The organism is Streptomyces sp. Y2F8-2 (assembly GCF_014905555.1).
GTDB lineage: Bacteria > Actinomycetota > Actinomycetes > Streptomycetales > Streptomycetaceae > Streptomyces > Streptomyces cynarae.
Window position 1 is genome coordinate 345038 of sequence record NZ_BNGS01000008.1, and the last position, 19489, is coordinate 364526.

General features: G+C 71.6%; 26 protein-coding genes and 1 tRNA gene. 7 read left to right on the top strand and 20 right to left on the bottom strand.

Annotation, left to right across the window (positions count from 1 at the left end):
* Positions 1 to 11 precede the first annotated feature (11 nt).
* Positions 12 to 761, top strand: coding sequence for a TetR/AcrR family transcriptional regulator (locus SY2F82_RS27055; RefSeq protein ID WP_200421746.1), 750 nt, complete (start codon positions 12 to 14; stop codon positions 759 to 761).
* A 36-nt stretch (positions 762 to 797) separates the two neighbouring features.
* Here SY2F82_RS27055 and SY2F82_RS27060 read toward each other — a convergent pair whose 3' ends face one another.
* Entirely contained in the window at positions 798 to 1271 is a 474-nt protein-coding gene (locus SY2F82_RS27060) for a PPOX class F420-dependent oxidoreductase (protein ID WP_200421747.1), read from the bottom strand.
* A 68-nt stretch (positions 1272 to 1339) separates the two neighbouring features.
* Complete coding sequence (locus SY2F82_RS27065; RefSeq protein ID WP_200421748.1) at positions 1340 to 1693, bottom strand: STAS domain-containing protein; 354 nt, start codon at positions 1691 to 1693, stop codon at positions 1340 to 1342.
* A 258-nt stretch (positions 1694 to 1951) separates the two neighbouring features.
* Here SY2F82_RS27065 and SY2F82_RS27070 point away from each other — a divergent pair, with 258 nt between their 5' ends.
* Together SY2F82_RS27070 and SY2F82_RS27075 are read left to right on the top strand one after the other, a co-directional pair.
* Positions 1952 to 2632, top strand: coding sequence for a GAF and ANTAR domain-containing protein (locus SY2F82_RS27070; RefSeq protein ID WP_200421749.1), 681 nt, complete (start codon positions 1952 to 1954; stop codon positions 2630 to 2632).
* Between the two features lie 41 nt (positions 2633 to 2673).
* Entirely contained in the window at positions 2674 to 3381 is a 708-nt protein-coding gene (locus SY2F82_RS27075; protein WP_200421750.1) for a GAF and ANTAR domain-containing protein, read from the top strand.
* On the opposite strand, the gene SY2F82_RS27080 is transcribed toward SY2F82_RS27075, so the two are convergent.
* The 3 genes from SY2F82_RS27080 to SY2F82_RS27090 all read right to left on the bottom strand — a co-directional run bounded on the left by SY2F82_RS27080 (position 3367) and on the right by SY2F82_RS27090 (position 7378).
* Positions 3367 to 4188: a YceI family protein gene (locus SY2F82_RS27080; protein WP_200421751.1), complete on the bottom strand. Its 822-nt coding sequence runs from the start codon at positions 4186 to 4188 to the stop codon at positions 3367 to 3369. The genes SY2F82_RS27075 and SY2F82_RS27080 overlap by 15 nt on opposite strands.
* Positions 4189 to 4305: 117 nt before the next feature.
* On the bottom strand, positions 4306 to 6855 hold the full coding sequence (locus SY2F82_RS27085) for an MFS transporter (RefSeq protein ID WP_200421752.1): 2550 nt from the start codon (positions 6853 to 6855) through the stop codon (positions 4306 to 4308).
* Between the two features lie 13 nt (positions 6856 to 6868).
* On the bottom strand, positions 6869 to 7378 hold the full coding sequence (locus tag SY2F82_RS27090) for a MarR family winged helix-turn-helix transcriptional regulator (protein WP_200421753.1): 510 nt from the start codon (positions 7376 to 7378) through the stop codon (positions 6869 to 6871).
* A gap of 245 nt (positions 7379 to 7623) precedes the next feature.
* Here SY2F82_RS27090 and SY2F82_RS27095 point away from each other — a divergent pair, with 245 nt between their 5' ends.
* Positions 7624 to 7821 (top strand): hypothetical protein, encoded by a 198-nt coding sequence (locus SY2F82_RS27095; protein WP_103844211.1) that lies wholly within the window; start codon positions 7624 to 7626, stop codon positions 7819 to 7821.
* A gap of 19 nt (positions 7822 to 7840) precedes the next feature.
* Here the strand turns inward: SY2F82_RS27095 and SY2F82_RS27100 are convergent, their stop codons facing one another.
* The 9 genes from SY2F82_RS27100 to SY2F82_RS27140 form a co-directional block, all read right to left on the bottom strand.
* Positions 7841 to 8626, bottom strand: coding sequence for a hypothetical protein (locus SY2F82_RS27100; RefSeq protein WP_200421754.1), 786 nt, complete (start codon positions 8624 to 8626; stop codon positions 7841 to 7843).
* 312 nt (positions 8627 to 8938) lie between these two features.
* Positions 8939 to 9886, bottom strand: coding sequence for an RNA polymerase sigma factor SigF (locus SY2F82_RS27105; RefSeq protein ID WP_200421755.1), 948 nt, complete (start codon positions 9884 to 9886; stop codon positions 8939 to 8941).
* A gap of 245 nt (positions 9887 to 10131) precedes the next feature.
* Complete coding sequence (locus tag SY2F82_RS27110) at positions 10132 to 11112, bottom strand: RNA polymerase sigma factor SigF (RefSeq protein ID WP_200421756.1); 981 nt, start codon at positions 11110 to 11112, stop codon at positions 10132 to 10134.
* A gap of 159 nt (positions 11113 to 11271) precedes the next feature.
* Positions 11272 to 11565, bottom strand: a complete 294-nt coding sequence (locus tag SY2F82_RS27115) for a Dabb family protein (protein WP_200421757.1) — start codon at positions 11563 to 11565, stop codon at positions 11272 to 11274.
* A 70-nt stretch (positions 11566 to 11635) separates the two neighbouring features.
* Positions 11636 to 11812, bottom strand: coding sequence for a hypothetical protein (locus SY2F82_RS27120; protein ID WP_200421758.1), 177 nt, complete (start codon positions 11810 to 11812; stop codon positions 11636 to 11638).
* Between the two features lie 534 nt (positions 11813 to 12346).
* A tRNA-Ser gene (locus SY2F82_RS27125) sits at positions 12347 to 12431 on the bottom strand.
* A gap of 68 nt (positions 12432 to 12499) precedes the next feature.
* Positions 12500 to 12928: a tRNA adenosine(34) deaminase TadA gene (gene tadA, locus SY2F82_RS27130; RefSeq protein WP_200421838.1), complete on the bottom strand. Its 429-nt coding sequence runs from the start codon at positions 12926 to 12928 to the stop codon at positions 12500 to 12502.
* Between the two features lie 65 nt (positions 12929 to 12993).
* A complete protein-coding gene (locus SY2F82_RS27135) occupies positions 12994 to 13527 on the bottom strand; it encodes a hypothetical protein (protein WP_200421839.1) in 534 nt (177 codons plus the stop codon).
* Positions 13528 to 13801: 274 nt separating this feature from the next.
* Positions 13802 to 13987: a hypothetical protein gene (locus tag SY2F82_RS27140; RefSeq protein WP_200421759.1), complete on the bottom strand. Its 186-nt coding sequence runs from the start codon at positions 13985 to 13987 to the stop codon at positions 13802 to 13804.
* Between the two features lie 97 nt (positions 13988 to 14084).
* Here SY2F82_RS27140 and upp point away from each other — a divergent pair, with 97 nt between their 5' ends.
* Positions 14085 to 14720 (top strand): uracil phosphoribosyltransferase, encoded by a 636-nt coding sequence (gene upp, locus SY2F82_RS27145; RefSeq protein ID WP_200421760.1) that lies wholly within the window; start codon positions 14085 to 14087, stop codon positions 14718 to 14720.
* A gap of 148 nt (positions 14721 to 14868) precedes the next feature.
* Here the strand turns inward: upp and SY2F82_RS27150 are convergent, their stop codons facing one another.
* The 6 genes from SY2F82_RS27150 to SY2F82_RS27175 all read right to left on the bottom strand — a co-directional run bounded on the left by SY2F82_RS27150 (position 14869) and on the right by SY2F82_RS27175 (position 18154).
* On the bottom strand, positions 14869 to 15516 hold the full coding sequence (locus SY2F82_RS27150) for a LytR C-terminal domain-containing protein (protein ID WP_236041818.1): 648 nt from the start codon (positions 15514 to 15516) through the stop codon (positions 14869 to 14871).
* 148 nt (positions 15517 to 15664) lie between these two features.
* The gene (locus SY2F82_RS27155) at positions 15665 to 15961 is read right to left on the bottom strand and encodes a type II toxin-antitoxin system VapB family antitoxin (RefSeq protein ID WP_004943146.1); all 297 of its coding nucleotides are present in this window, start codon (positions 15959 to 15961) and stop codon (positions 15665 to 15667) included.
* 155 nt (positions 15962 to 16116) lie between these two features.
* Positions 16117 to 16290 (bottom strand): hypothetical protein, encoded by a 174-nt coding sequence (locus tag SY2F82_RS27160; RefSeq protein WP_200421847.1) that lies wholly within the window; start codon positions 16288 to 16290, stop codon positions 16117 to 16119.
* 54 nt (positions 16291 to 16344) lie between these two features.
* Entirely contained in the window at positions 16345 to 16686 is a 342-nt protein-coding gene (locus SY2F82_RS27165) for a hypothetical protein (protein ID WP_200421761.1), read from the bottom strand.
* Between the two features lie 128 nt (positions 16687 to 16814).
* Positions 16815 to 17492 (bottom strand): HdeD family acid-resistance protein, encoded by a 678-nt coding sequence (locus tag SY2F82_RS27170; RefSeq protein WP_200421762.1) that lies wholly within the window; start codon positions 17490 to 17492, stop codon positions 16815 to 16817.
* Between the two features lie 71 nt (positions 17493 to 17563).
* Positions 17564 to 18154: an HhH-GPD-type base excision DNA repair protein gene (locus SY2F82_RS27175; protein WP_200421763.1), complete on the bottom strand. Its 591-nt coding sequence runs from the start codon at positions 18152 to 18154 to the stop codon at positions 17564 to 17566.
* 72 nt (positions 18155 to 18226) lie between these two features.
* On the opposite strand from SY2F82_RS27175, the gene SY2F82_RS27180 reads away from it, so the two are divergent.
* Entirely contained in the window at positions 18227 to 18706 is a 480-nt protein-coding gene (locus tag SY2F82_RS27180) for a cupin domain-containing protein (protein ID WP_200421764.1), read from the top strand.
* Complete coding sequence (locus SY2F82_RS27185) at positions 18694 to 19467, top strand: SDR family NAD(P)-dependent oxidoreductase (protein WP_200421765.1); 774 nt, start codon at positions 18694 to 18696, stop codon at positions 19465 to 19467. Before SY2F82_RS27180 ends, SY2F82_RS27185 begins: the two co-directional genes overlap by 13 nt.
* Positions 19468 to 19489: the final 22 nt, after the last annotated feature.

Below are 19489 nucleotides of genomic sequence, written 5' to 3' on the forward strand. Positions count from 1 at the left end.
AAAGGTGTGCCATGGTGAAGGCAGCCCAGCGGACCAGCGTCTGGCTGGAGGGCAAGGCGCGCCGTGGCGGGCGCGGGGGCGGGCAGCCCTCGGGACTGGACCGGGAGCGGATCACCGAGGCGGCCGTACGGCTGCTGGACGCCGAGGGGCTCGCCAGGTTCTCCATGCGGCGGCTCGCCGCCGAGCTCGACGTGACGGCGATGTCCGTCTACTGGTACGTGGACACCAAGGACGACCTGCTGGAGCTGGCGCTGGACGCGGCCTTCGGGGAGGTACGGCTGCCGTCCGGCGACACCGGCGAGGACTGGCGCGACCAGCTGCGGGATCTCGCCGCCGAGTACCGGGCGCTGCTGGTGCGCCATCCCTGGCTGTCCCCGCTCGCCGGGACCTTCCTCAACATCGGCCCGAACGCGGTCGCCTTCTCGCTCGCCGTGCAGCGGGTGATCCGGCTGACCGGGCTGCCGGCGCACGGCCGGATGGGCGCGATCTCGGCGGTCTTCCAGTTCGTGTACGGCTTCGGCACGATCGAGGGTCACTTCATCGCGCGCTGCGCGGCGGCCGGGCTGAGCCAGGACGAGTACTTCCGCCACGCCATGAGCGCGGTGACCGAGAGCACCGATCTCGGCGAGGTCGTGCACCGGTCCGCGGACCTCATGCAGGCCCGCGGCGGCGACACGGTGGAGGAGATGCGCGAGCGGGACTTCGCCTTCGCGCTGGAGACGCTCATCGCGGGGATCGAGGCGATGGTCGCCCGTGGGTAGGGCCGTCCCTGGACCCAAGGGCCTGTACGCAGGCTGTCAGTCCTCGGAGGAGACCAGGCGGGCCGGGAAGCCGCCCGTCGCCACGGGGCCCCAGCGCACGGGGGTGATCCGGATGATCGACTTTCCCTGCTTGACCATGGCCTGGCGGTACTCGTCCCAGTCCGGGTGCTCGCCCGCGATGTTGCGGTAGTACTCGACGAGCGGTTCGACGGAGTCCGGCGTGTCGATGACCTCGGCCGTGCCGTCGATCTGGACCCAGGGCCCGTTCCAGTCGTCGCTGAGCACGATGACGCTGACCCGCTCGTCCCGCTTGGCGTTGCGGGTCTTGGCGCGGTCCGGGTACGTGGAGACGACGATCCGCCCCGAGTCGTCGACGCCGCAAGTCAGCGGCGACCCCTGGGGGCTGCCGTCGGCGCGGCGGGTCAGCAGGATCGCGCGGTGACGGGGACGCACGAAGTCCAGCAACTCGTCCAGGGACACGTCGGTGTTGGTCGCGATGTTCGGTGCCATGCCCGCAGCCTAGAGGCACCGGGCCGTGCCGAGGCTGACCCTGTCGTGCCTACGACCGCACGTCGGCTTCAGGACTCCAACGCCTCCGCCAGGCTGTCGTACACGGGCACGTCCCGCCGCACCCCGGTCAGCTCCAGGACGCGGCTCGGGACGCCGAGCGGTGCCGCCACCACCCGTACCCCGACCCGCGCGGGCAGCCGGGACCGTACGTCCTGGACGAGGCGGGCGCCCTGGGAGTCCATGAAGCCGGTGCGGGTGAAGTCCAGGATCAGCACGCTGAGCCGGGTGGCGCGCGCCCCGGCGAAGGACGTGATGGCGGCGCACAGCGCGGGGGAGTTGGACAGGTCGATCTCCTGGGGCAGGACGATCAGGCTGCGGCCGGGAAGATCGCGCACCCGGCACGGGCTCGGGACATGGGTCATGGCACTCACCTGGCAGAGGTTCGTCCGGGCTCAGGGAGGCCGCTTCCTGACCTGTCGCCTCATTGGACCACTCTCGGCCGCCGCTCCGAAAGGGGCGCCGCCGAGAGTCAACCGGGCGTCAATCGCCCCGCAGGAAGGAGATAAAATTCTGTCCGTCCTGCGCTCGCAGTCGGGAATGTGCTGCGGAGCTCTCCTGCGCATGGCCGTACGGCCGTGCACGCCGAAGAGGTTCGTGTGCCTGCGTCCGACTTTTCCGATTTGCCTGATTTTCCGCGGGGTTTCGAGCTGGCCGAGGCACTGACCGCGGCGGCTCGGCAACTGCACGACACAGTCACCCCCCACAGCACCATGAGCACCGCCGTCGGCCTCGCCGTGCGCCTGGTGCCGGGCGCCGAACACGCGGTCATCTCCGAGGCGGAGCGCGGCAACCACTTCCGTACGCTCGCCTGGAGCGACGAAGTCGTCCGCACCGCCCACGACTCCCGGCCGGGCGGCGACCGCGCCCCGTACTGGGACCACCTGTGGCACGCGCCCGTCGTGCGCGTGGCGGACAGCGAGAGCGACGCGGGTGGCTCCGTGCTGGCCGGCCTGGGCCTGCGCTCGGCGCTCGCGCTCCGACTGCGCGCCGACAAGCGACGCCTGACCGTGCTCACCGTCTACGCCGGCAAGCCGCACGCCTTCGACGACGCCGCGACGCGGATCGGCCGGCTGTTCACCGCGCACGTCGGCCTCGCGCTGGACTCGGTGACCGTGCGCGAGCAGCTCACCGAGGCGATGCACACCCGGGACCTGATCGGCCAGGCCACCGGCATCCTCATGGAGCGCCTGAACATGGACGCCACGGAGGCGTTCGACAGCCTGGTGCGCGCCTCACAGCGGGAGAACGTCAAGCTGCGGGACCTCGCCCGCCGCATCGTCGATGCGAACCGCACCACATGATGGTCAGGAGTTGATCGCCGAAACGGGGACAAAAGCATGTCATGAGACCCGAGATGCCCTACCCGCTCGACCAGGCGATCGTGCGCAGCGGCGGTCTCGACACGCTGTTGCGGGACTTGACCGACCGCGCGGTAGAGGCCGTGCCCGGCTGCGACGCCTGCAGCATCACCGTCCGCCGCGGCGACCGTCTGCTGACCCTGGCGGGCAGCGGAACCCTGCCCACCGGCCTGGATCTGCGCCAGTACGAGAACGGCACCGGCCCCTGCGTCACGGCCGCCGAGACGGGGACCGAGCAGTACGCCCCCGACCTGGCCGCCGAGACGCGCTGGCCCGCGTACACGGAGTACGCGCTGTCGGTCGGGGTGCGTTGTGTTCTCGCGGTGCCGCTCGCGGTCGAGGGCGACACCGGCGCCGCACTGAACTTCTACGGAATCGAGCCCGGGGTGCTCGGCACGGTCCGTGACCGGGCCCGTGCCTTCGCGGCGCGGACCGCCGAGGCCGTCGACGTCGCCCTGCGCGTGGAACGCGAGCGCGCCGACGCCACCGACGTACGCACCGCCCTGCTCTCCCGCAGCGTCATCGACCAGGCGATCGGCATACTGATGGCGCAGGAGCGGGTCAGCGCCCGGATCGCCCTGGAGCGCCTGCGCCGGATCTCCCAGGACACGAACACCAAACTCCGCGACCTGGCCACCGATCTGGTGTCCCGGGTCTCGGGCGACGGCCGTCCGCCGTCACGCGGACGGTAGCGACTCGCCCTGCACCGCCTGGATGTCCAGCTCCACCTTCAACGTGGTGCCGATGGCGGCGATGCCCGCCTGGACGATCTGGTTGTAGTTCATCGCGAAGTCCTCGCGGCGCAGTTCCGTGGTCGCGCGGAAGGCCGCACGGGTGCCGCCCCACGGGTCGGAGCCGGTGCCGAGGTAGGCGAGGTCCAGATCCACCGGGCGGACCACCCCGTGCAGGGTCAGCTCGCCGTGGACCGTCCAGCGGTCCGCGCCCGCGGCCGTCAGGCCGGTCGAGCGGTAGGTGATCTCCGGGTACTTCTCGACGTCCAGGAAGTCGGCCGACCTCAGGTGGGTGTCCCGCATGCCGTTGCCCGTGTCGATGGACTCGGCGCGGATGACGGCCTCGACACGGGACTTCTCCACCTCGTCCGGGGCGATCTCGATGCGCCCGGCGAAGTCCGTGAACCGCCCGTGCACGCTGGAGATCCCGAGGTGCTGCGCGACCGCGCCCACCGAGGAGTGCGCCGGGTCGATGGTCCACGGGCCGGGCGGCGGCAGTTCGGTGCCGCCCTGCCGGGCGAGCGTCACGGTGCCGACCTCGGCCCGTCCGCTCGCGGTGACGATCGCGCTGGAGGCGGCGGGCGCGTACCCGACCGCCGTGATGATCACGGTGTAGGCGCCGGGCGCGAGTTCGGTCGCGTCCCGGACGACGCCCTCCGCGTCGGCCTCGGCGCGCAGGACCTGCGTCCCGGTCATGTCGGTCACGGTGACGACCGCGTGCGACACGGCCCATCCGTCTCGCGTACGGATCCGTGCGGTCAGTCCCATCGCGTGGTTCCCCTCAAATCCCTTGAATCCTTGATAAATCCCCGTGGCGGCCGAAAAAAATCCGGCCCGCGGGGGCGCTTGTCGCTCACAGCGCGCCCCCACGAGCCGGACCCCCGACTACTCGCCCGGGTGGGCGAGTTCGATGTCGTGGTCGTCGACTCCGCGGCCGGAGACGGTCACCGCGGTGGCCACCGGCGGGTAGCCCGTCGCGATGACGGTGTACTCGCCGCTGCCCAGGTCGGTGAAGGCGTACGCGCCGTCCGCGCCGGTGGTGGCGGTGCCGACCACGTTGCCCGCCGCGTCCACCAGGGTCACCCGGGCGTCCGCGAGGGGGCCGTGCGGGGCCCGTACGACGCCCTGGACCTGGGAGCCGGAGTCGAGGTCGATCTCGACCCGCGTCACTCCGGTGGCGCCGACCTCGACGGGCAGGGCCCGCGGGCGGTGCCCGGCGGCGTTCACCGCGATGGTCACGGCACCCGGCACGAGCTCCGCGAAGGAGAAGGTGCCCTGCTCGCCGGTGGTGGCGGTGGCCAGCAGGTCGCCGCGCACGTCGGTAACGATGACCATCGCGTCCTTGACCGGCAGCCCGGTCTCGGCCGCGCGGACGACGCCGCTCAGGCCACTGGTGCCGCTGAGCAGGACGTCGTACGACACCGGCTCGTCGTGCACGACGATCGTGGAGGCCTGCGGCTGGTGGCCGTCGGCGGAGGCGATCAGGACGTAGGAGCCGGTGCCCGGAGCGTGCACCGCGTAGGAACCGTCCGCCTGCGCGACCGACCGGCCCAGCTGCCGTCCCCCGAGGGAGATCAGGGTGACGGCGGCCTGCGGGACCGGTGCGCCCTCGCCGCCGCGGACGAAGCCGCGGACCGGTATGCCACCGCCGTCACCGGCCGCCTCCGGCCGGGCGATCGTGGCGACGGCCGCGAGGCGCTGCGTGCCCGTGCCCTCGCCGGTGGTCTCGGTGTTCGCCACCGCCCAGCTCGGGACCCTCTCCTCGGCCGGCGCGGCAGCCTCGGCCGGGGTGGCCGCCTCGGCCGGGGTGGCCGCCGCGGGGGCCTCCTGCGGGGCCGAGTCGGCAGCGGCCTGCGCCAGCGCGCCCTTGGTCTTCAACGGGACCTCCTTGATGAACAGGGTGATCAGGAAGGCGACGGCCGCGAGGCAGCCGGCGATCAGGAAGACGTCGGCGATGCCGTGGCCGTAGGCGCTCTCCAGCAGCGTGCGCAGCGGGACCGGCAGCTTGCCCAGGTCCGGGATGCTGTCCGTGGAGCTCGAGCCGGCCAGGGCGGCCTGGTACTTCGGGCTCAGGGTGCTGATGCCGTCGGTGATGTAGTGGGTGATCCGGTGGGAGAGCACCGCGCCGAGCGCGGAGACGCCGACCGCACCGCCGAGGGAACGGAAGAAGGTGACCGTGGAGCTGGCCGAGCCGAGGTCGGAGGGCGCCACCTGGTTCTGGGTGCACAGCACCAGGTTCTGCATCATCATGCCGATGCCGAGACCCATCAGGGCCATGAAGATCGACATCTTCCAGTAGGCCGTGTCGTACCGGATGGTGCCGAGCAGGCCCAGGCCGGCCGTCACCAGCACACCACCGCTGACCAGCCACGCCTTCCAGCGTCCTGTGCGGGTGATGAACTGGCCGGAGACGGTGGAGGAGACGAACAGGCCACCGATCATCGGGATCGTCAGGACACCCGACATCGTCGGGGACTTGTCGCGGGCGAGCTGGAAGTACTGGCTGAAGAACACCGTGCCGGTGAACATCGCGACACCCACGAAGAGCGAGGCGAGCGACGCCAGCGTGATGGTGCGGTTGCGGAACAGCCGCAGCGGGATGATCGGCTCGCTCGCCTTGGTCTCGATCAGCACGAACAGCGCACCGAGGACGATCGAACCGCCGACCATGGTGTACGTCTGCCAGGACAGCCAGTCGTACTTGTCACCGGCGAAGGTCACCCAGACCAGCAGCAGCGAGACCGCGGCGGCGATGAAGAACGCGCCGCCCCAGTCGACCTTGACCTCCCGCTTGACCACGGGCAGGTGCAGGGTCTTCTGCAGCACGATCAGCGCGATCACCGCGAAGGGCACGCCGACGTAGAAGCACCAGCGCCAGCCCAGCCACGAGGTGTCGGTGATGACACCGCCGAGCAGCGGGCCGCCGACGGTGGCGATGGCGAACGTGGCACCCAGGTAGCCGGAGTAACGTCCGCGCTCACGCGGGGAGATCATCGCGGCCATGACGATCTGCGCCAGCGCGGACAGACCGCCGACGCCGATGCCCTGCACGACTCGGCAGGCGATCAGCATTCCCGGGTTCTGCGACAGGCCGGCCGCCATCGAGCCCAGGACGTAGACGATCAGGGCTATCTGGACGAGCGCCTTCTTGCTGTACAGGTCCGCGAGCTTGCCCCACAGCGGGGTGGTCGCGGTCATCGCCAGCAGCGAGGCGGTGACGACCCAGGTGTAGGCGGACTGGCCGCCGCCGAGGTCGCCGATGATGTGCGGCAGCGCGTTGGTGACGATCGTGGACGACAGGATCGCCACGAACATGCCGAGCAGAAGCCCGGAGAGGGCCTCCATGATCTGCCGGTGCGTCATCGGAGCGCCGTCCGGGGAGCCTCCCCCGTGCTTGGCGTGAGCCCGCACACCGGCTGGTGTGGTCGTTGCCATGGGCTTCCTTTACTTACGTGCTTGCGGGTGTACGGGTGGTCTGGTGGGCAACGGATTCCGTCGCGGGTGCGGCCTGCGCGAGCCGCGGAGTGGAACGGCAGTCGCCGAAGCTCTCCCTGAGCCGTGCCATGAGCTGGATGAGGCGGCCGACGTCGTCCTCCGACCAGTCGCTCAGCCGGTCGGCGAGCAGCGCGGCGGTGCGCCGGGACAGCTCGTCGAGCTGGATACGGCCGGGCGCCGTCAGACGCAGGATGCGGGAGCGCTTGTCCGCGGGGTCCGGGCGGCGCTCGATCCAGCCGCGATCCGCGACGTGCGCGACGTGACGGCTGGTGACCGACATGTCGACGGCGAGCAGCTCCGCGAGCTTGCTCATGCGCATGTCGCCGTGGCGGCCGAGCAGTGTCAGCACGGCGGCGGAACCGCCGGGGCAGTCGGGCGGCAGGCAGCGCCCGAGGTCTCGCTTCACGGCGCCGAAGGCGCTGAGCTGACGCGCCAGCTCTTCGTACTGCGCTCGCTCGGCCATGGCACCTCCTTCTCATCGTTGCCTGGAGCAACCATAAGGAGATTGGTTGCTGCAGGCAAATGAAACGAGTCTCTCCGGGCTAAAAACTTGGCAAAGGCAAGCGTTGGCGAAAGTAAATGTGCAGGTGGCGGGGGGTGCCTGTCTGTGGCACGGCTGTGAACGGCCTCGCGGCAGGCCCCCGCACGGAGCCACTCACAGAACCCTCACTTGGGCAGTACCCCACGTATTCGCTAGGGTCCGGGGCCATGGCTAACACCCAGGGCCCCCAGGGCAACTACGACCCCGCTGGCAGCACGCAGATGTTCCGCGCGTTCGTCGACGAGGCGGCCCCTCAGGGCCGGCAGCAGGCGGCCGCTCCGGCCGGCCCCCGCATCGGCCTGATCGTCGGCGTCGTGGTCGCCGTCGCGATCGTCGCCGCGGTGGCCTGGCTGGCGCTGAAGTAGGCCGACGCCCGCACCTCCGCTACATCCACCGGACGGTCACGTCCCGCGTCTCGACGTGCATCCCGAGCGGTACCCCCCCCCACGCTCGACTTCGCTCGCGCGGGGGGACCCCCATGGCCTCGACGCACACCGTCCAGGTCCCTTTCACCGACGCCCCGGCGGCGATCGGCGCGGGCAGCGCCTCCGTGGACTCCATCGTCGCCCAGTCGGTCCCGAGTGCCCCGATGACGTGCGTTCCGAGGGTCACCGTGCCCGAACGCACCGGGGTGCCGCCGGTGTTGCGGAAGAGGACGGTCACGTTCTCGCACCAGCGGTGGTCGGTGGGCTGCCGCTCGGGTCGGCCCGCGGTGAGCACCGCGGGTCCACTCGGTGTGGGGCGAGGAGTGGTCGGCGTGGGAGAGGGTGAAACGGGGCCGGGCGCGGGCGACTTGGTACCGGTGCCGGTCTGGATGGCCGCACCGGCCGTTTCCCGCACGGCTGTCGGGCTCGGGGCCGGGCCGTCACCGGCTGCCGCAGAGGCGCTTGCGCGGGAGTCCGGGATGCCCGGACTCCTGGTCCCGGAGGTCTTGTTCCCGGCGGTCCCGGTCCCGGACGGCCCGTCGAGGGGGGCTACTGTCACGTCCCCGGTCGGCGCCACCGCCGGACCGGACGCCGGAGGGCCGCCGCCCGCGGGGCCGACCGCCACGTATGCCTCACCGTCCGCGCCGCCGGTACCCGCGGCCAGAATCCCGCCCAGGCAGACGGCGACCGCCGACGCCCCGACCACGAGCCCCTGACGGCCCCGCAACCACGTCGCTGGAAGCATCGCGCCAGTGTGGCTGACAGTCCGTCAATTCGGAAGCCCCGGTGTGGCACACGGGCCTGCCCCGTCCACCTGGTGCCGTCCGTCCCGTCGGTCGCGGGCCGCTCGCGGACGCGGCCACTGCGGCCGAGGCCCCGGTGAACCAGCGGTGCCGCCGAATGTTCCGCACCGTACCGACGACCCGCTCCCGAAGCAGGCCGCCGTCTCAAGCGGGTACCGGTCGGCCTGTGCCGTCGACGAGTCGCTGCGACGCAGGCCGGCCAGGACGGAGGGCAGCGCACGACAGCGCGCCACCGCCGAGGGCTGCGCGGTGGCTCAGTCCGAGATCAGGCCCTCCCGCAGCTGTGCCAGCGTGCGGGTCAGGAGGCGGGAGACGTGCATCTGGGAGATGCCGACCTCCTCGCCGATCTGCGACTGCGTCATGTTCGCGAAGAAGCGGAGCATGATGATCCGCCGCTCACGGGGCGGCAGCTTGGCCAGCAGCGGCTTGAGGGACTCGCGGTACTCCACACCCTCCAGGGCCGAGTCCTCGTAGCCGAGCCGGTCCGCGAGCGAGCCCTCGCCGCCGCCGTCGTCCTCGGGGGTCGGGGAGTCCAGCGAGGACGCCGTGTAGGCGTTGCCGACCGCGAGGCCGTCGACCACGTCCTCCTCCGACACACCCAGCGCGGAGGCCAGTTCGGTGACCGTCGGGGAGCGGTCCAGCTTCTGCGACAGCTCGTCGCTGGCCTTGGTGAGGGCCAGGCGCAGCTCCTGGAGGCGGCGCGGCACCCGCACCGACCAGGAGGTGTCCCGGAAGAACCGCTTGATCTCGCCCACGACCGTCGGCATCGCGAAGGTCGGGAACTCCACGCCCCGCTCGCAGTCGAAGCGGTCGATCGCCTTGATCAGGCCGATCGTGCCGACCTGGACGATGTCCTCCATCGGTTCGTTACGGCTGCGGAAGCGGGCCGCCGCGTACCGGACGAGCGGGAGGTTGAGCTCGATGAGCGTGTCCCGGACGTAGGCACGCTCCGGGCTGTTCTCGTCGAGTGCGGCGAGCCGCAGGAACAGGGAGCGGGACAGGGTGCGGGTGTCGATGCCCTCCGTGGACGGAAGGTCCGGGGCCTCGGGGGCCGGAAGAGCCTCGGCGCCCGGGAGGTCCTGGGCGGGAAGGGTCTCGGCACCCGGGAGGTCCTGAGGGGCCTGAAGGTCCTGGAGCACGTCGGGCGCGGAGTCGCTCTGCATGAGCGTGAGCACCTTCGAGCTGCCCTGGTCTGCGGACATGCCACCCCCTTTGGGTCGCGGGACGGTCGCGGCGGACGCTCCCGTCGTAGGAACGCAGCCTCCCCTGAAATACCGGTCGCGAGGCCGCGGCAAACGCGCTCCCGGAAGAATGTCACATGTCGGCAACACGCTGTAGTGACATGTCGACATGTGAAACGCGAATGCGCCCTGGTTGGAAGGGTTCTGAGGGTTTTTCAGCGCAGAGTTGTCGGGAAGGGCGCTTGCGGGTGATTCGCTCGCGTGAGTTATGCGTCGATCCTGTTTGCGGATCTCAGACGCGCAAAGCTCCGCGCCAGGAGCCTTGACACATGCATCTGGGAGACACCCAGTTCGGCGCTGATCTGGGACTGGGTGAGGTTGCTGTAGTAGCGCAGCAGCAGGATCCGCTGCTCGCGCTCGGGCAGCTGGACGAGCAGATGCCGTACGAGGTCGCGGTGCTCGACGCCGTCGAGGGCGGGGTCCTCGTAGCCGAGCCGGTCGAGCAGGCCGGGGAGTCCGTCGCCCTCCTGGGCGGCCTCGAGGGAGGTCGCGTGGTACGAGCGGCCCGCCTCGATGCAGGACAACACCTCGTCCTCGGAGATGCGCAGCCGCTCGGCGATCTCGGCGGTGGTGGGGGAGCGTCCGTACGCCGTCGTCAGGTCCTCGGTGGCGCTGTTGACCTGTACCCACAGCTCGTGCAGCCGGCGCGGGACGTGGACGGTGCGGACGTTGTCGCGGAAGTAGCGCTTGATCTCGCCGACGACGGTGGGCATCGCGAAGGTCGGGAACTGCACGCCGCGGTCGGGGTCGAAGCGGTCGATGGCGTTGATCAGGCCGATGGTGCCGACCTGGACGACGTCCTCCATGGGCTCGTTGCGGGAGCGGAAGCGGGCGGCGGCGTAGCGGACGAGGGGGAGGTTCGCCTCGATGAGCGCGCCACGCACGCGGTGGTGCTCCGGGGTGCCGGGTTCCAGCTCCTTGAGCTGGGCGAAGAGCATCTGAGTGAGGGCCCGGGTGTCGGCGCCGCGGCGTCTGGCGGCTTCCTGTGGGTGGGCGGGGGCGGGATCGGGGCCGGGGGTCGGTTCGGTCGCGTGGGCGTGGGCGGGGTCCGTGCCGGATGCCGGATGCCGGTCGGAGGACGGGGCCGGAGCCTCGTCCTCCTGGGGCGGCGCAGTACTGGCCGACACGGTCAACGCCACCTCTTCATCCGTCAACGCATCTGTCAACTCACCGTCAAAAGCGGTCATAGCATCACAAGAAATGGACACTGTGCGCAAGCACCGCATAACTCCGTGTTGAGAGAGGGGCGGGGGCAGAGATTGGGGCACAAGACGCAGGAAAGCCCTCCACTGTTCCGGTGGAGGGCTCCGTCGCTTGTGTCGCCCGGAATCGGTGGGCGGTGTCGCTCAGATTTCGTAGTCGGCGATCACCCAAGTGGCGAACTCGCGCCACAGGGCGACGCCCGCCTGGTGCGCCGGGTGTTCCAGGTAGCGCTTGAGGGCGTCCGTGTCGTCCACCGCCGAGTTGATCGCGAAGTCGTGGGCGACGGGGCGGTCGCTGATGTTCCAGCCCAGCTCCCAGAAGCGGAGCTCGTCGATCAGGCCGCCGAGGGCCTCGAAGGCGCGGACGCCCTCCACGACGCGCGGGTCGTCGCGCTGGACGCCCTCGTTGAGCTTGAAGAGGACCAGGTGGCGGATCACGGGTGCTCCCAGGGGTACGGCAACGGCGGCGGCCGCCGGCCGGCGGTTCGTGCGGGGCCTTGAGGGGGCCTTACTTGGCGCCGTCGGCGAGCCAGGTCATGAAGTGGCCGATGGCCTTGGCGGCGCTCGAGATGCCTTCGAACCCTATCTGCACGTAGTCGGCGGCCTTGGCCGGATCGGTGATGATCACATAAAGCACGAAGACCACGAGCACGTAGAACGCGATCTTCTTTCCCGGTACCGCCACCGTGGCCTCCCCCGTCTCTTCCGCCCCGAGGGGCCGGTTCGCCGCGGGTGAGTGTAACCCGGCCAGGTGTTCGGGGCTTCGCAAAAGATCACGTATGCACCATGTCCTCACCCGTTCCTGTCCGTACGGGGACTTCGGGACCAATGGCCCGGGGGGAGGGGCCGTTCGGCCGGGTTGCCGGGGCCTCGTGAAACCGGAGGATGGAGAGGAGCCCACCGGACCGGCAGGGCCGGGAGGGCAGGGAGGACCGGACCGGGTGACCGGACCCGGCTGGGACCCGCACCGCGAGGTCCCCGAGCCGCGAGGCGGCCCCGACGCCCGTGTCCTCATGGGAGGGGACGGCGCCCTGTTCCCCCGAGGCCGCCGCCCCGCTCCAGGGGGCGGGCCGAAGCCCCGGCGCACTGAGCGGCACGCCGGGGCTTCGTGCCGCATGGATACGTCCGGTCCCCTGCGCAGATCGAGGCGCGTGCTACCCCTTGTGCACGACCGGCGCACACGACGAAGGGCCCCACCGACGGCGGGGCCCTTCTTCAGCGGTAGCGGAGGGATTTGAACCCTCGGTGACTTGCGCCACACTCGCTTTCGAGGCGAGCTCCTTCGGCCGCTCGGACACGCTACCGAGGGAGACCCTACCCCAAGGTGGGCCGTGGTCTGAAATCCGTTTCCGGGCATCGCCCGGGGCGGGGCTCAGCGGACCCGGAAGAAGTCCGTCAGCAGCCGTGCGCAGTCGTCCGCGAGCACACCGGCGATCACCTCCGGGCGGTGGTTCAGGCGCCGGTCGCGCACCAGGTCCCACAGCGACCCGACCGCGCCCGCCTTCTCGTCGCGCGCACCGTAGACCAGCCGCTCCACCCGGGACTGCTGCACCGCGCCGGCACACATGGTGCAGGGCTCCAGGGTGACGACGAGCGTGCAGCCGGGCAGCCGCCACTCGCCGAGCGCAGCCGCGGCCCGGCGGAGCGCGACGATCTCCGCGTGGGCCGACGGATCGCCCGTCGCCTCGCGCTCGTTGTGACCGGTGGCCAGCACCGAGCCGTCCCGGGACAGCACGACGGCACCGACGGGCACGTCACCGCCCTGGACGGCCCGCGCCGCCTCGTCCAGGGCAAGACGCATGGCGGCCCGCCAGCGGTCGCGCACCGGGTCGGGGGCCGGCGCCCGGTCCTCGGTCACCCGCACACCTAGCGGACGGTCTCCAGGACCTCCGAGGCACCCAGCGCCTCGGCGATCGCGTTGAGCGCGTCGTCGGCGTCCAGGGCGCGCAACTCCTTCTCGGAGACACCGAGGTCGTCGAGGATCTCGCTGTCTCCCACGGGGCCGTGCGGCACGGCGGCGTCCGTACCGGTCGCGTCCTCGTCGTCGGCGTCCTCGGGCTCACCGTCCTCCGTGCCGTCGAGGTCGAGGGAGTCCAGGTCCGGACCGTCGTCGCCGGGCTCCCTTCCGAGCAGTTCGTCGGTGAGCAGGATCTCGCCGTACGAACTGCGGGCTGCGGCAGCGGCGTCCGAGACGTAGATACGAGGGTCGTCCTCGCCGTCCACGCGGACGACGCCGAACCACGCGTCCTCCTGCTCGATCAGGACGAGCACCGTGTCGTCGTCGGCCGAGGCTTCCCGGGCCAGGTCGGCCAGGTCGGACAGCGTCTCCACATCGTCGAGCTCTGTGTCGCTCGCTTCCCACCCGTCTTCGGTGCGCGCGAGCAGTGCGGCGAAGTACACCGTGACTCTCCCACTGGTCATAGGTGTGCCGGTTGGGGGTCCCCCCGGCGGAGGTTCTGGGCGGAGAGAGCTGGGCTCCGAGCCCCACCCACTCGGAATCGTGGCAGAAACAAGGCGTTCAGGGGACGTCTTCGGCTCCCTGTGTCTGGCTGTTTTGATCGCGAGCACTCGAGCAGAGCGGTCCACTCACCAGCGCACTCGTTGCCGCCACCTGCGGATCGTACGCGGCCTTCGCCGGTGTGGCCGCACGACCACCCCCGCGGCGGCCGCGTCGCTACCAGCGGAAGGTGCGCATACGCATGGCGTGACGCAGCCGTGCGGCCTTGGCGCGGCGGGGCTGGACGCGGGCGCGCAGCTCCCGTGCCTCCGCCAGTTCACGCAGGAACCTGGCGCGGCGCCGCCTGCGCTCGGCGTCCGACTCCTGTGCCTCCGGCTCGTCGGGGGACTCCTGGTCCGGCATCGTCACACCACCCCTGTTCCGTTCCTCCCACTTTCCCTCTGATGGGGGGTTCGATGCCAGGTCCGGACGGACGCGGTGGCCCGGTTACTGTGGGGGCATGCGTCTCCATGTCGTCGACCACCCCCTGGTCGCCCACAAGCTCACCACGTTGCGCGACCGGCGCACCGACTCCGCGACCTTCCGTCGGCTGGCCGACGAACTCGTCACCCTGCTCGCCTACGAGGCGACGCGGGACGTGCGCACCGAGGCGATCGAGATCGAGACGCCGGTCGCCACGACCACCGGCGTCAAGCTGTCGCGTCCGCGCCCGCTGGTCGTGCCGATCCTGCGCGCCGGGCTCGGCATGCTGGACGGCATGGTGCGGCTGCTGCCGACCGCCGAGGTGGGCTTCCTGGGCATGATCCGCAACGAGGAGACCCTCCAGGCCTCCACGTACGCGACACGCATGCCGGAGGACCTCTCGGGGCGGCAGGTGTACGTCCTGGACCCGATGCTCGCGACCGGCGGCACGCTCGTCGCGGCGATCCAGGAGCTGATCAAGCGCGGCGCGGACGATGTGACGGCCGTGGTGCTGCTGGCCGCTCCGGAGGGCGTCGAGGTCATGGAACGCGAACTGGCGGGCACGCCGGTCACGGTGGTGACGGCCGCGGTCGACGAGCGCCTGAACGAGCACGGCTACATCGTTCCGGGCCTCGGGGACGCCGGGGACCGGCTGTACGGGGCGGCCGAGTAGGGAACGTAGGGGCGGCACGGCCCCGGAACAGCCCCGGACCGGCCGTGCGGTCTCCGCACGAGGCCGCACGGCCGCACCGCACGGAACCGGGGACCAGGGACGGCGGCCGGTGCGGTTGCCCGGGGCCGGGGCCGGGCCCGGAAGAACCTCAGCAGCTCTTCTTGCCGGTGCTGCCCGGCGACGCCGTCGGCGTCGGGTTCGTCAGGGCCGCCAGGGCCTTGTCCGCGTCCGGCTTGGCCGTCAGGGACTTGAAGCCGTCGCCGAGGATCAGGTCGAGGGACGCGTCCGTGCGGGCGTCCGTGCGCTGGTCGGCGCCCGCCAGCTGGGTGGCGAGAACCGGCAGCGCGCTGTGCAGGGAGGCCTTCGGGCCGAGCAGTATCCCGACGCCCTTGACCTTCTTGTCGTACTGCTGCGTCGCGTTGCCCACGGTGCCGATGTGGAAGCCGCGCTTCTTCAGCTCGTCCGCGGTCTCCTTGGCGAGGCCGCTGCGTTCCGTGGCGTTGAGGACGTTGACCGTGATCCGCCCCGGCTCCGGCAGGGCCTTGGCGGCGGCGGGCGACGCGCTCACCTTGCCGGCGCAGTCCGCCTTGGGGCCGGACGCCGACGTTCTGCCGCTGCCTCCGGTGAAGACGTCGATGAGCTGCAGGGTTCCCCAGCCGATCAGCCCGATGGCGGCCACGGAGGCGACGATGGCGACCACGAGCCTGCCGCGGCGCCGGGGCGGGCGCATCCGCGGGTACTTGTCCCCCGTGATCCGGTACTGGCCACCCATGCCAGGGGGAGTCAGCATGCTCATGGGCGCAGCGTAGTGCGCCCGGGCAGCAATGCCTACTAGATGATCATCAGACGCCCGGAGTCCAACCCGAAAGGGTCAACAGGCGTCCGTACGGCCCGCGGACGGCGGAAGCGGACCGGGGCCGCCCAGGGGCCGTCTCGCGGAGGAGTCAGTCGAGTTCGAGCACCCGTGCGTGCAGCACCTGGCGCTGCTGCAGCGCCGCGCGGACCGCGCGGTGCAGGCCGTCCTCCAGGTACAGGTCGCCCTGCCACTTCACGACGTGCGCGAAGAGGTCGCCGTAGAACGTCGAGTCCTCGGCGAGCAGGGTCTCCAGGTCGAGCTGCTGTTTGGTCGTCACCAGCTGATCGAGGCGGACCGGGCGCGGCGCGACGTCCGCCCACTGCCGGGTGCTCTCCCGGCCGTGGTCGGGGTACGGCCGGCCGTTTCCGATGCGCTTGAAGATCACACGGAAAGCCTACCGGTCGACACGTTCCGGGCGCAGCCATGGCGACGGAGTGCGCCCTCGGAAAAGATGCGGTAAACGGGGCAAAAAGGGAGAGGGTTCGCTATGTGTGCGGGAAGTGGCGCGGCCGCCCCGCCGGGGGCGGCCGCTGTCATGGGTCACGGATGCGGACGGGTCCACGGCCGTCGCTCGCGGTCCCGCTCCGGCGGGATCGCCGGGGTGGACGGGTCCACCGCGTCGGGCTCCGGCTCGGGTTCCGGTTTCGGTTTCGTGCTGCGCAGGGCCTCGGCGCGCACCAGGGCGTGCAGGACCGCGTAGGGGTCGATGAGCATGTAAGGGTTCCTCGCGTTGCTGGTGGTGTGACGGTTCCGGGCGGGCCGGACCTGTCAGCAGCGCAGGACCACGGTGCGCAGGGCGTGCAGTGCGGCCGAGCGCGACGTCCGGGCGGGGGCGGGAGGCAGGTCGTCCGGGCCGGACGGCGCGGGGGCGGCCTGCGGCCCCGGTCGCAGCGGCGTGACGGTGCGGGGCCCCTGGAGGGTCGCGGTCCGCGGCGCGGGCGCGAGGACGTCGTAGTCCGCGTCGCACGCCTGGACCGCGGACGCGGGGGCGGAGTCGGCCTCCACCGCCTCGGTGTACGCGCCTGCCACGAGGAGGCTGACGAGCGCCACGAGCACCCTGAGCCAGGCATACCGCCGAGCGGTGCGTGGGGGGTGCGGTGCGTGGCTCACATGGGGTCATCTCCCCGTCGGACGCACGTCCTTCATCGTGCCGGACCCGAGAACCGCTCGCACGGTGTACCGGCCGGGCGAGTGGTTGACGTTCTCCATGTGATCATCACTGAATCACCATGTGATCTTCACAGGGTGCGCGGGATCCGCCGCGTACCGCCACGGATCCGAACCGCCGTGACGATCTCGACGATGCCGACCGCCACCAGCCACCACCCGGCGACGAGGGTCAGCACGGCGATCGTCGGGAACGGCGAGACGATCAGCACGATCCCGGCGATGAAGGTCACGACGCCGAGGAAGATCTGCCAGCCGCGCGCGGGCACCGCCGGATCGTGGGCGGCGGCCATGGTCTGGGTGATTCCGCGGATCAGCCAGCCGATCCCGATCCACAGTGCGAGCAGCAGGACCGACTCCAGGCGGCTGCGGAAGCAGAACAGACCCAGCAGGATCGACAGGGCGCCGCTGACGAAGGCCAGGACGCGCAGCGAGGTGGTCTTGTGGGTGCCGAAGGCGGCGGCCAGTTGGAACACACCGCTGGCGAGCAGGTACACGCCGAAGAGGACCCCGGCGGCGAGCAGGGACGGGCCCGGCCAGACGAGGACCAGGACGCCGAGGATCAGCGACGCGACACCGGTGAGCAGCACGACCTGCCAGGCGGTACGGGCGAGGACGTGCAACGGCCCCTCGAAGGGCGGCTCCTGCAGGTCCCACGCCGGTCTCGTCGCGTGCGTGCCGCGTGCGGCGTGGACGTGACGGTCGTCGTATTCCGGGCCACCAGGGGGCCCGGTCGGTGCGTCGGTCATGATCCATGCTGGGAACGGGTGCGGGCGCCCCGCCACCCCGGACGGTCCGACCGACTGACGCCTGCCGGTTGCTACCGATTGCCCTTCGCGGCCTTCGCCGCCGCCTTCATCTCCTGCTTGTGCGCCCGGACCTTGGCCAGTGACTCGGGCCCGGTGATGTCGGCCACGGACCGGAACGACGTGGCCTCTCCGTAGGGACCCGCGGCCTCCCGCCACCCCTCGGGCCGTACGCCGAGTTGCTTGCCGAGCAGCGCGAGGAAGATCTGCGCCTTCTGCTTGCCGAAGCCGGGCAGGTCCTGGAGCCGCCCGAGCAGTTCCCGTCCGCTGTCGGTGTCGGCCCACAGGGCCTCGGGGGCCCCGTCGTAGTGCTCCACGAGGTACTGGCACAGCTGCTGGATCCGCCGTGCCATCGACCCCGGGTAACGGTGCACCGCGGGCTTGCGCGACAGCAGTTCCGCGAAGGCCTCCGGGTCCTGGGCCGCGATGTCGTGCGCGTCGAGGTCGTCGGTGCCCAGTCGTCGCGCGATGGTCCACGGTCCCTTGAACGCCCACTCCATCGGAACCTGCTGGTCCAGCAGCATCCCGATCAGCGCGGCGAGCGGACTGCGCCCGAGGAGCGCGTCGGCCTCGGGATCCTGGGCGAGGTGAAGGGTGACGTCCATGACCCGATGGTCGCCCGGCGGCGCGGGGACCGCAGCCGGGGCGCGACGCCGGCGCGGCACTAGCCTGCTGCCGTGACGCCTGACGATCTCATCGCCCACTACGGACTGGAGCCCATCCCGCGTGAGGGCGGGCTGTTCCGCAGGACCTGGACGGGACCGGCCCGGGCGGACGGGCGGCCGGAGGGCACCGCCATCGTGGCCCTGCTGACCGCCGCCCCCGACGGCTACTCGGCCCTGCACCGCCTCCCGGCCGACGAGGTCTGGCACCACTACCTCGGCGACCCGCTGGAGCTGCTGCTCCTCGCCCCGGACGGCGGCGCCCGCACGGCCGTACTCGGCCCGGACGTCCTCGGCGGCCAGTTCGTGCAGTTCACCGTGGAGGCGGGCACCTGGATGGGCGGCCGGGTCGCCGCGGGCGGCTCGTGGACGCTCTTCGGGTGCACCATGGCGCCGGGCTTCACCGACGAGGCGTACGAGCACGGCGACGCGGCCGAACTCACCGCGCGCTACCCGGCCGAGGCGGCCCGGATCGCGGAGCTGTGCCGGCCGTGAGCGGGCTGCTGGAAGGGCAGGTGGCCCTGGTGACGGGGGCGGGCGGCGGCATCGGGCGCGGGATCGCGCTGCGGTTCGCCGAGGAGGGTGCCGTGGTCGCCGTCCACTGCCGTACGTCGGTCGGGGCCGCGGACGAGGTGGCCGCCCGCATCCGGGACACGGGGGGCCGGGCGGTCGTGCTCCGGGCGGACCTGACCGTGGAGGAGGAATGCCGGCGTCTGGTGGCCGAGGCCGCCGAGTGGGGCGGCGGGCGGCTGACGGCGCTGGTCAACAACGCGGGGGTGCAGCCGGTGCAGGGGCTGGCCGGGATGACGGCCGCCGAGTGGCGGGCCGTGGTCGACGCCAACCTCACGGGCGTGTTCGCGTGCACGCAGGCGGCCGTGGAGGTGATGCGCGGCGCGGGCGGCGGCACCGTCACCCACATCGCCTCCGTCGAGGCCACGCATCCGGCCCCGCTGCACGCCCACTACTGCGCCTCCAAGGCGGCCGTCGTGATGCACGCGCGCTCGGCGGCCCTCGAGTACGGGCCGTACGGCATCCGCGTCAACACCGTCTCCCCCGGCCTCGTCGACCGGCCTGGCCTGGCGGAGGACTGGCCGGAAGGCGTGCGCCGCTGGCAACAGGCGGCGCCGTCCGGCCGGTTGGGGCGCCCGGAGGACATCGGCGACGCCTGTGTGTTCCTGGCCTCGCCCCTCGCCTCCTGGATCACGGGCCACGACCTGGTGGTGGACGGCGGGGTGTCGGCCCGGCCCACCTGGTGACACGGCTCCCGGAGATGATGGG

Coding starts and splice junctions, on each gene's coding strand:
- SY2F82_RS27105 (WP_200421755.1), bottom strand. CDS start 9,886: ATGTCCGCAGACCAGGGCAGCTCGAAGGTGCTCACGCTCATGCAGAGC.
- SY2F82_RS27150 (WP_236041818.1), bottom strand. CDS start 15,516: ATGAGCATGCTGACTCCCCCTGGCATGGGTGGCCAGTACCGGATCACG.
- SY2F82_RS27170 (WP_200421762.1), bottom strand. CDS start 17,492: ATGACCGACGCACCGACCGGGCCCCCTGGTGGCCCGGAATACGACGAC.
- SY2F82_RS27140 (WP_200421759.1), bottom strand. CDS start 13,987: ATGCCGGACCAGGAGTCCCCCGACGAGCCGGAGGCACAGGAGTCGGAC.
- SY2F82_RS27110 (WP_200421756.1), bottom strand. CDS start 11,112: ATGACCGCTTTTGACGGTGAGTTGACAGATGCGTTGACGGATGAAGAG.
- SY2F82_RS27085 (WP_200421752.1), bottom strand. CDS start 6,855: ATGGCAACGACCACACCAGCCGGTGTGCGGGCTCACGCCAAGCACGGG.
- SY2F82_RS27095 (WP_103844211.1), top strand. CDS start 7,624: ATGGCTAACACCCAGGGCCCCCAGGGCAACTACGACCCCGCTGGCAGC.
- SY2F82_RS27060 (WP_200421747.1), bottom strand. CDS start 1,271: ATGGCACCGAACATCGCGACCAACACCGACGTGTCCCTGGACGAGTTG.
- tadA (WP_200421838.1), bottom strand. CDS start 12,928: ATGCGTCTTGCCCTGGACGAGGCGGCGCGGGCCGTCCAGGGCGGTGAC.
- SY2F82_RS27100 (WP_200421754.1), bottom strand. CDS start 8,626: ATGCTTCCAGCGACGTGGTTGCGGGGCCGTCAGGGGCTCGTGGTCGGG.
- SY2F82_RS27160 (WP_200421847.1), bottom strand. CDS start 16,290: ATGCTCATCGACCCCTACGCGGTCCTGCACGCCCTGGTGCGCGCCGAG.
- SY2F82_RS27090 (WP_200421753.1), bottom strand. CDS start 7,378: ATGGCCGAGCGAGCGCAGTACGAAGAGCTGGCGCGTCAGCTCAGCGCC.
- upp (WP_200421760.1), top strand. CDS start 14,085: ATGCGTCTCCATGTCGTCGACCACCCCCTGGTCGCCCACAAGCTCACC.
- SY2F82_RS27055 (WP_200421746.1), top strand. CDS start 12: ATGGTGAAGGCAGCCCAGCGGACCAGCGTCTGGCTGGAGGGCAAGGCG.
- SY2F82_RS27065 (WP_200421748.1), bottom strand. CDS start 1,693: ATGACCCATGTCCCGAGCCCGTGCCGGGTGCGCGATCTTCCCGGCCGC.
- SY2F82_RS27075 (WP_200421750.1), top strand. CDS start 2,674: ATGAGACCCGAGATGCCCTACCCGCTCGACCAGGCGATCGTGCGCAGC.
- SY2F82_RS27080 (WP_200421751.1), bottom strand. CDS start 4,188: ATGGGACTGACCGCACGGATCCGTACGCGAGACGGATGGGCCGTGTCG.
- SY2F82_RS27175 (WP_200421763.1), bottom strand. CDS start 18,154: ATGGACGTCACCCTTCACCTCGCCCAGGATCCCGAGGCCGACGCGCTC.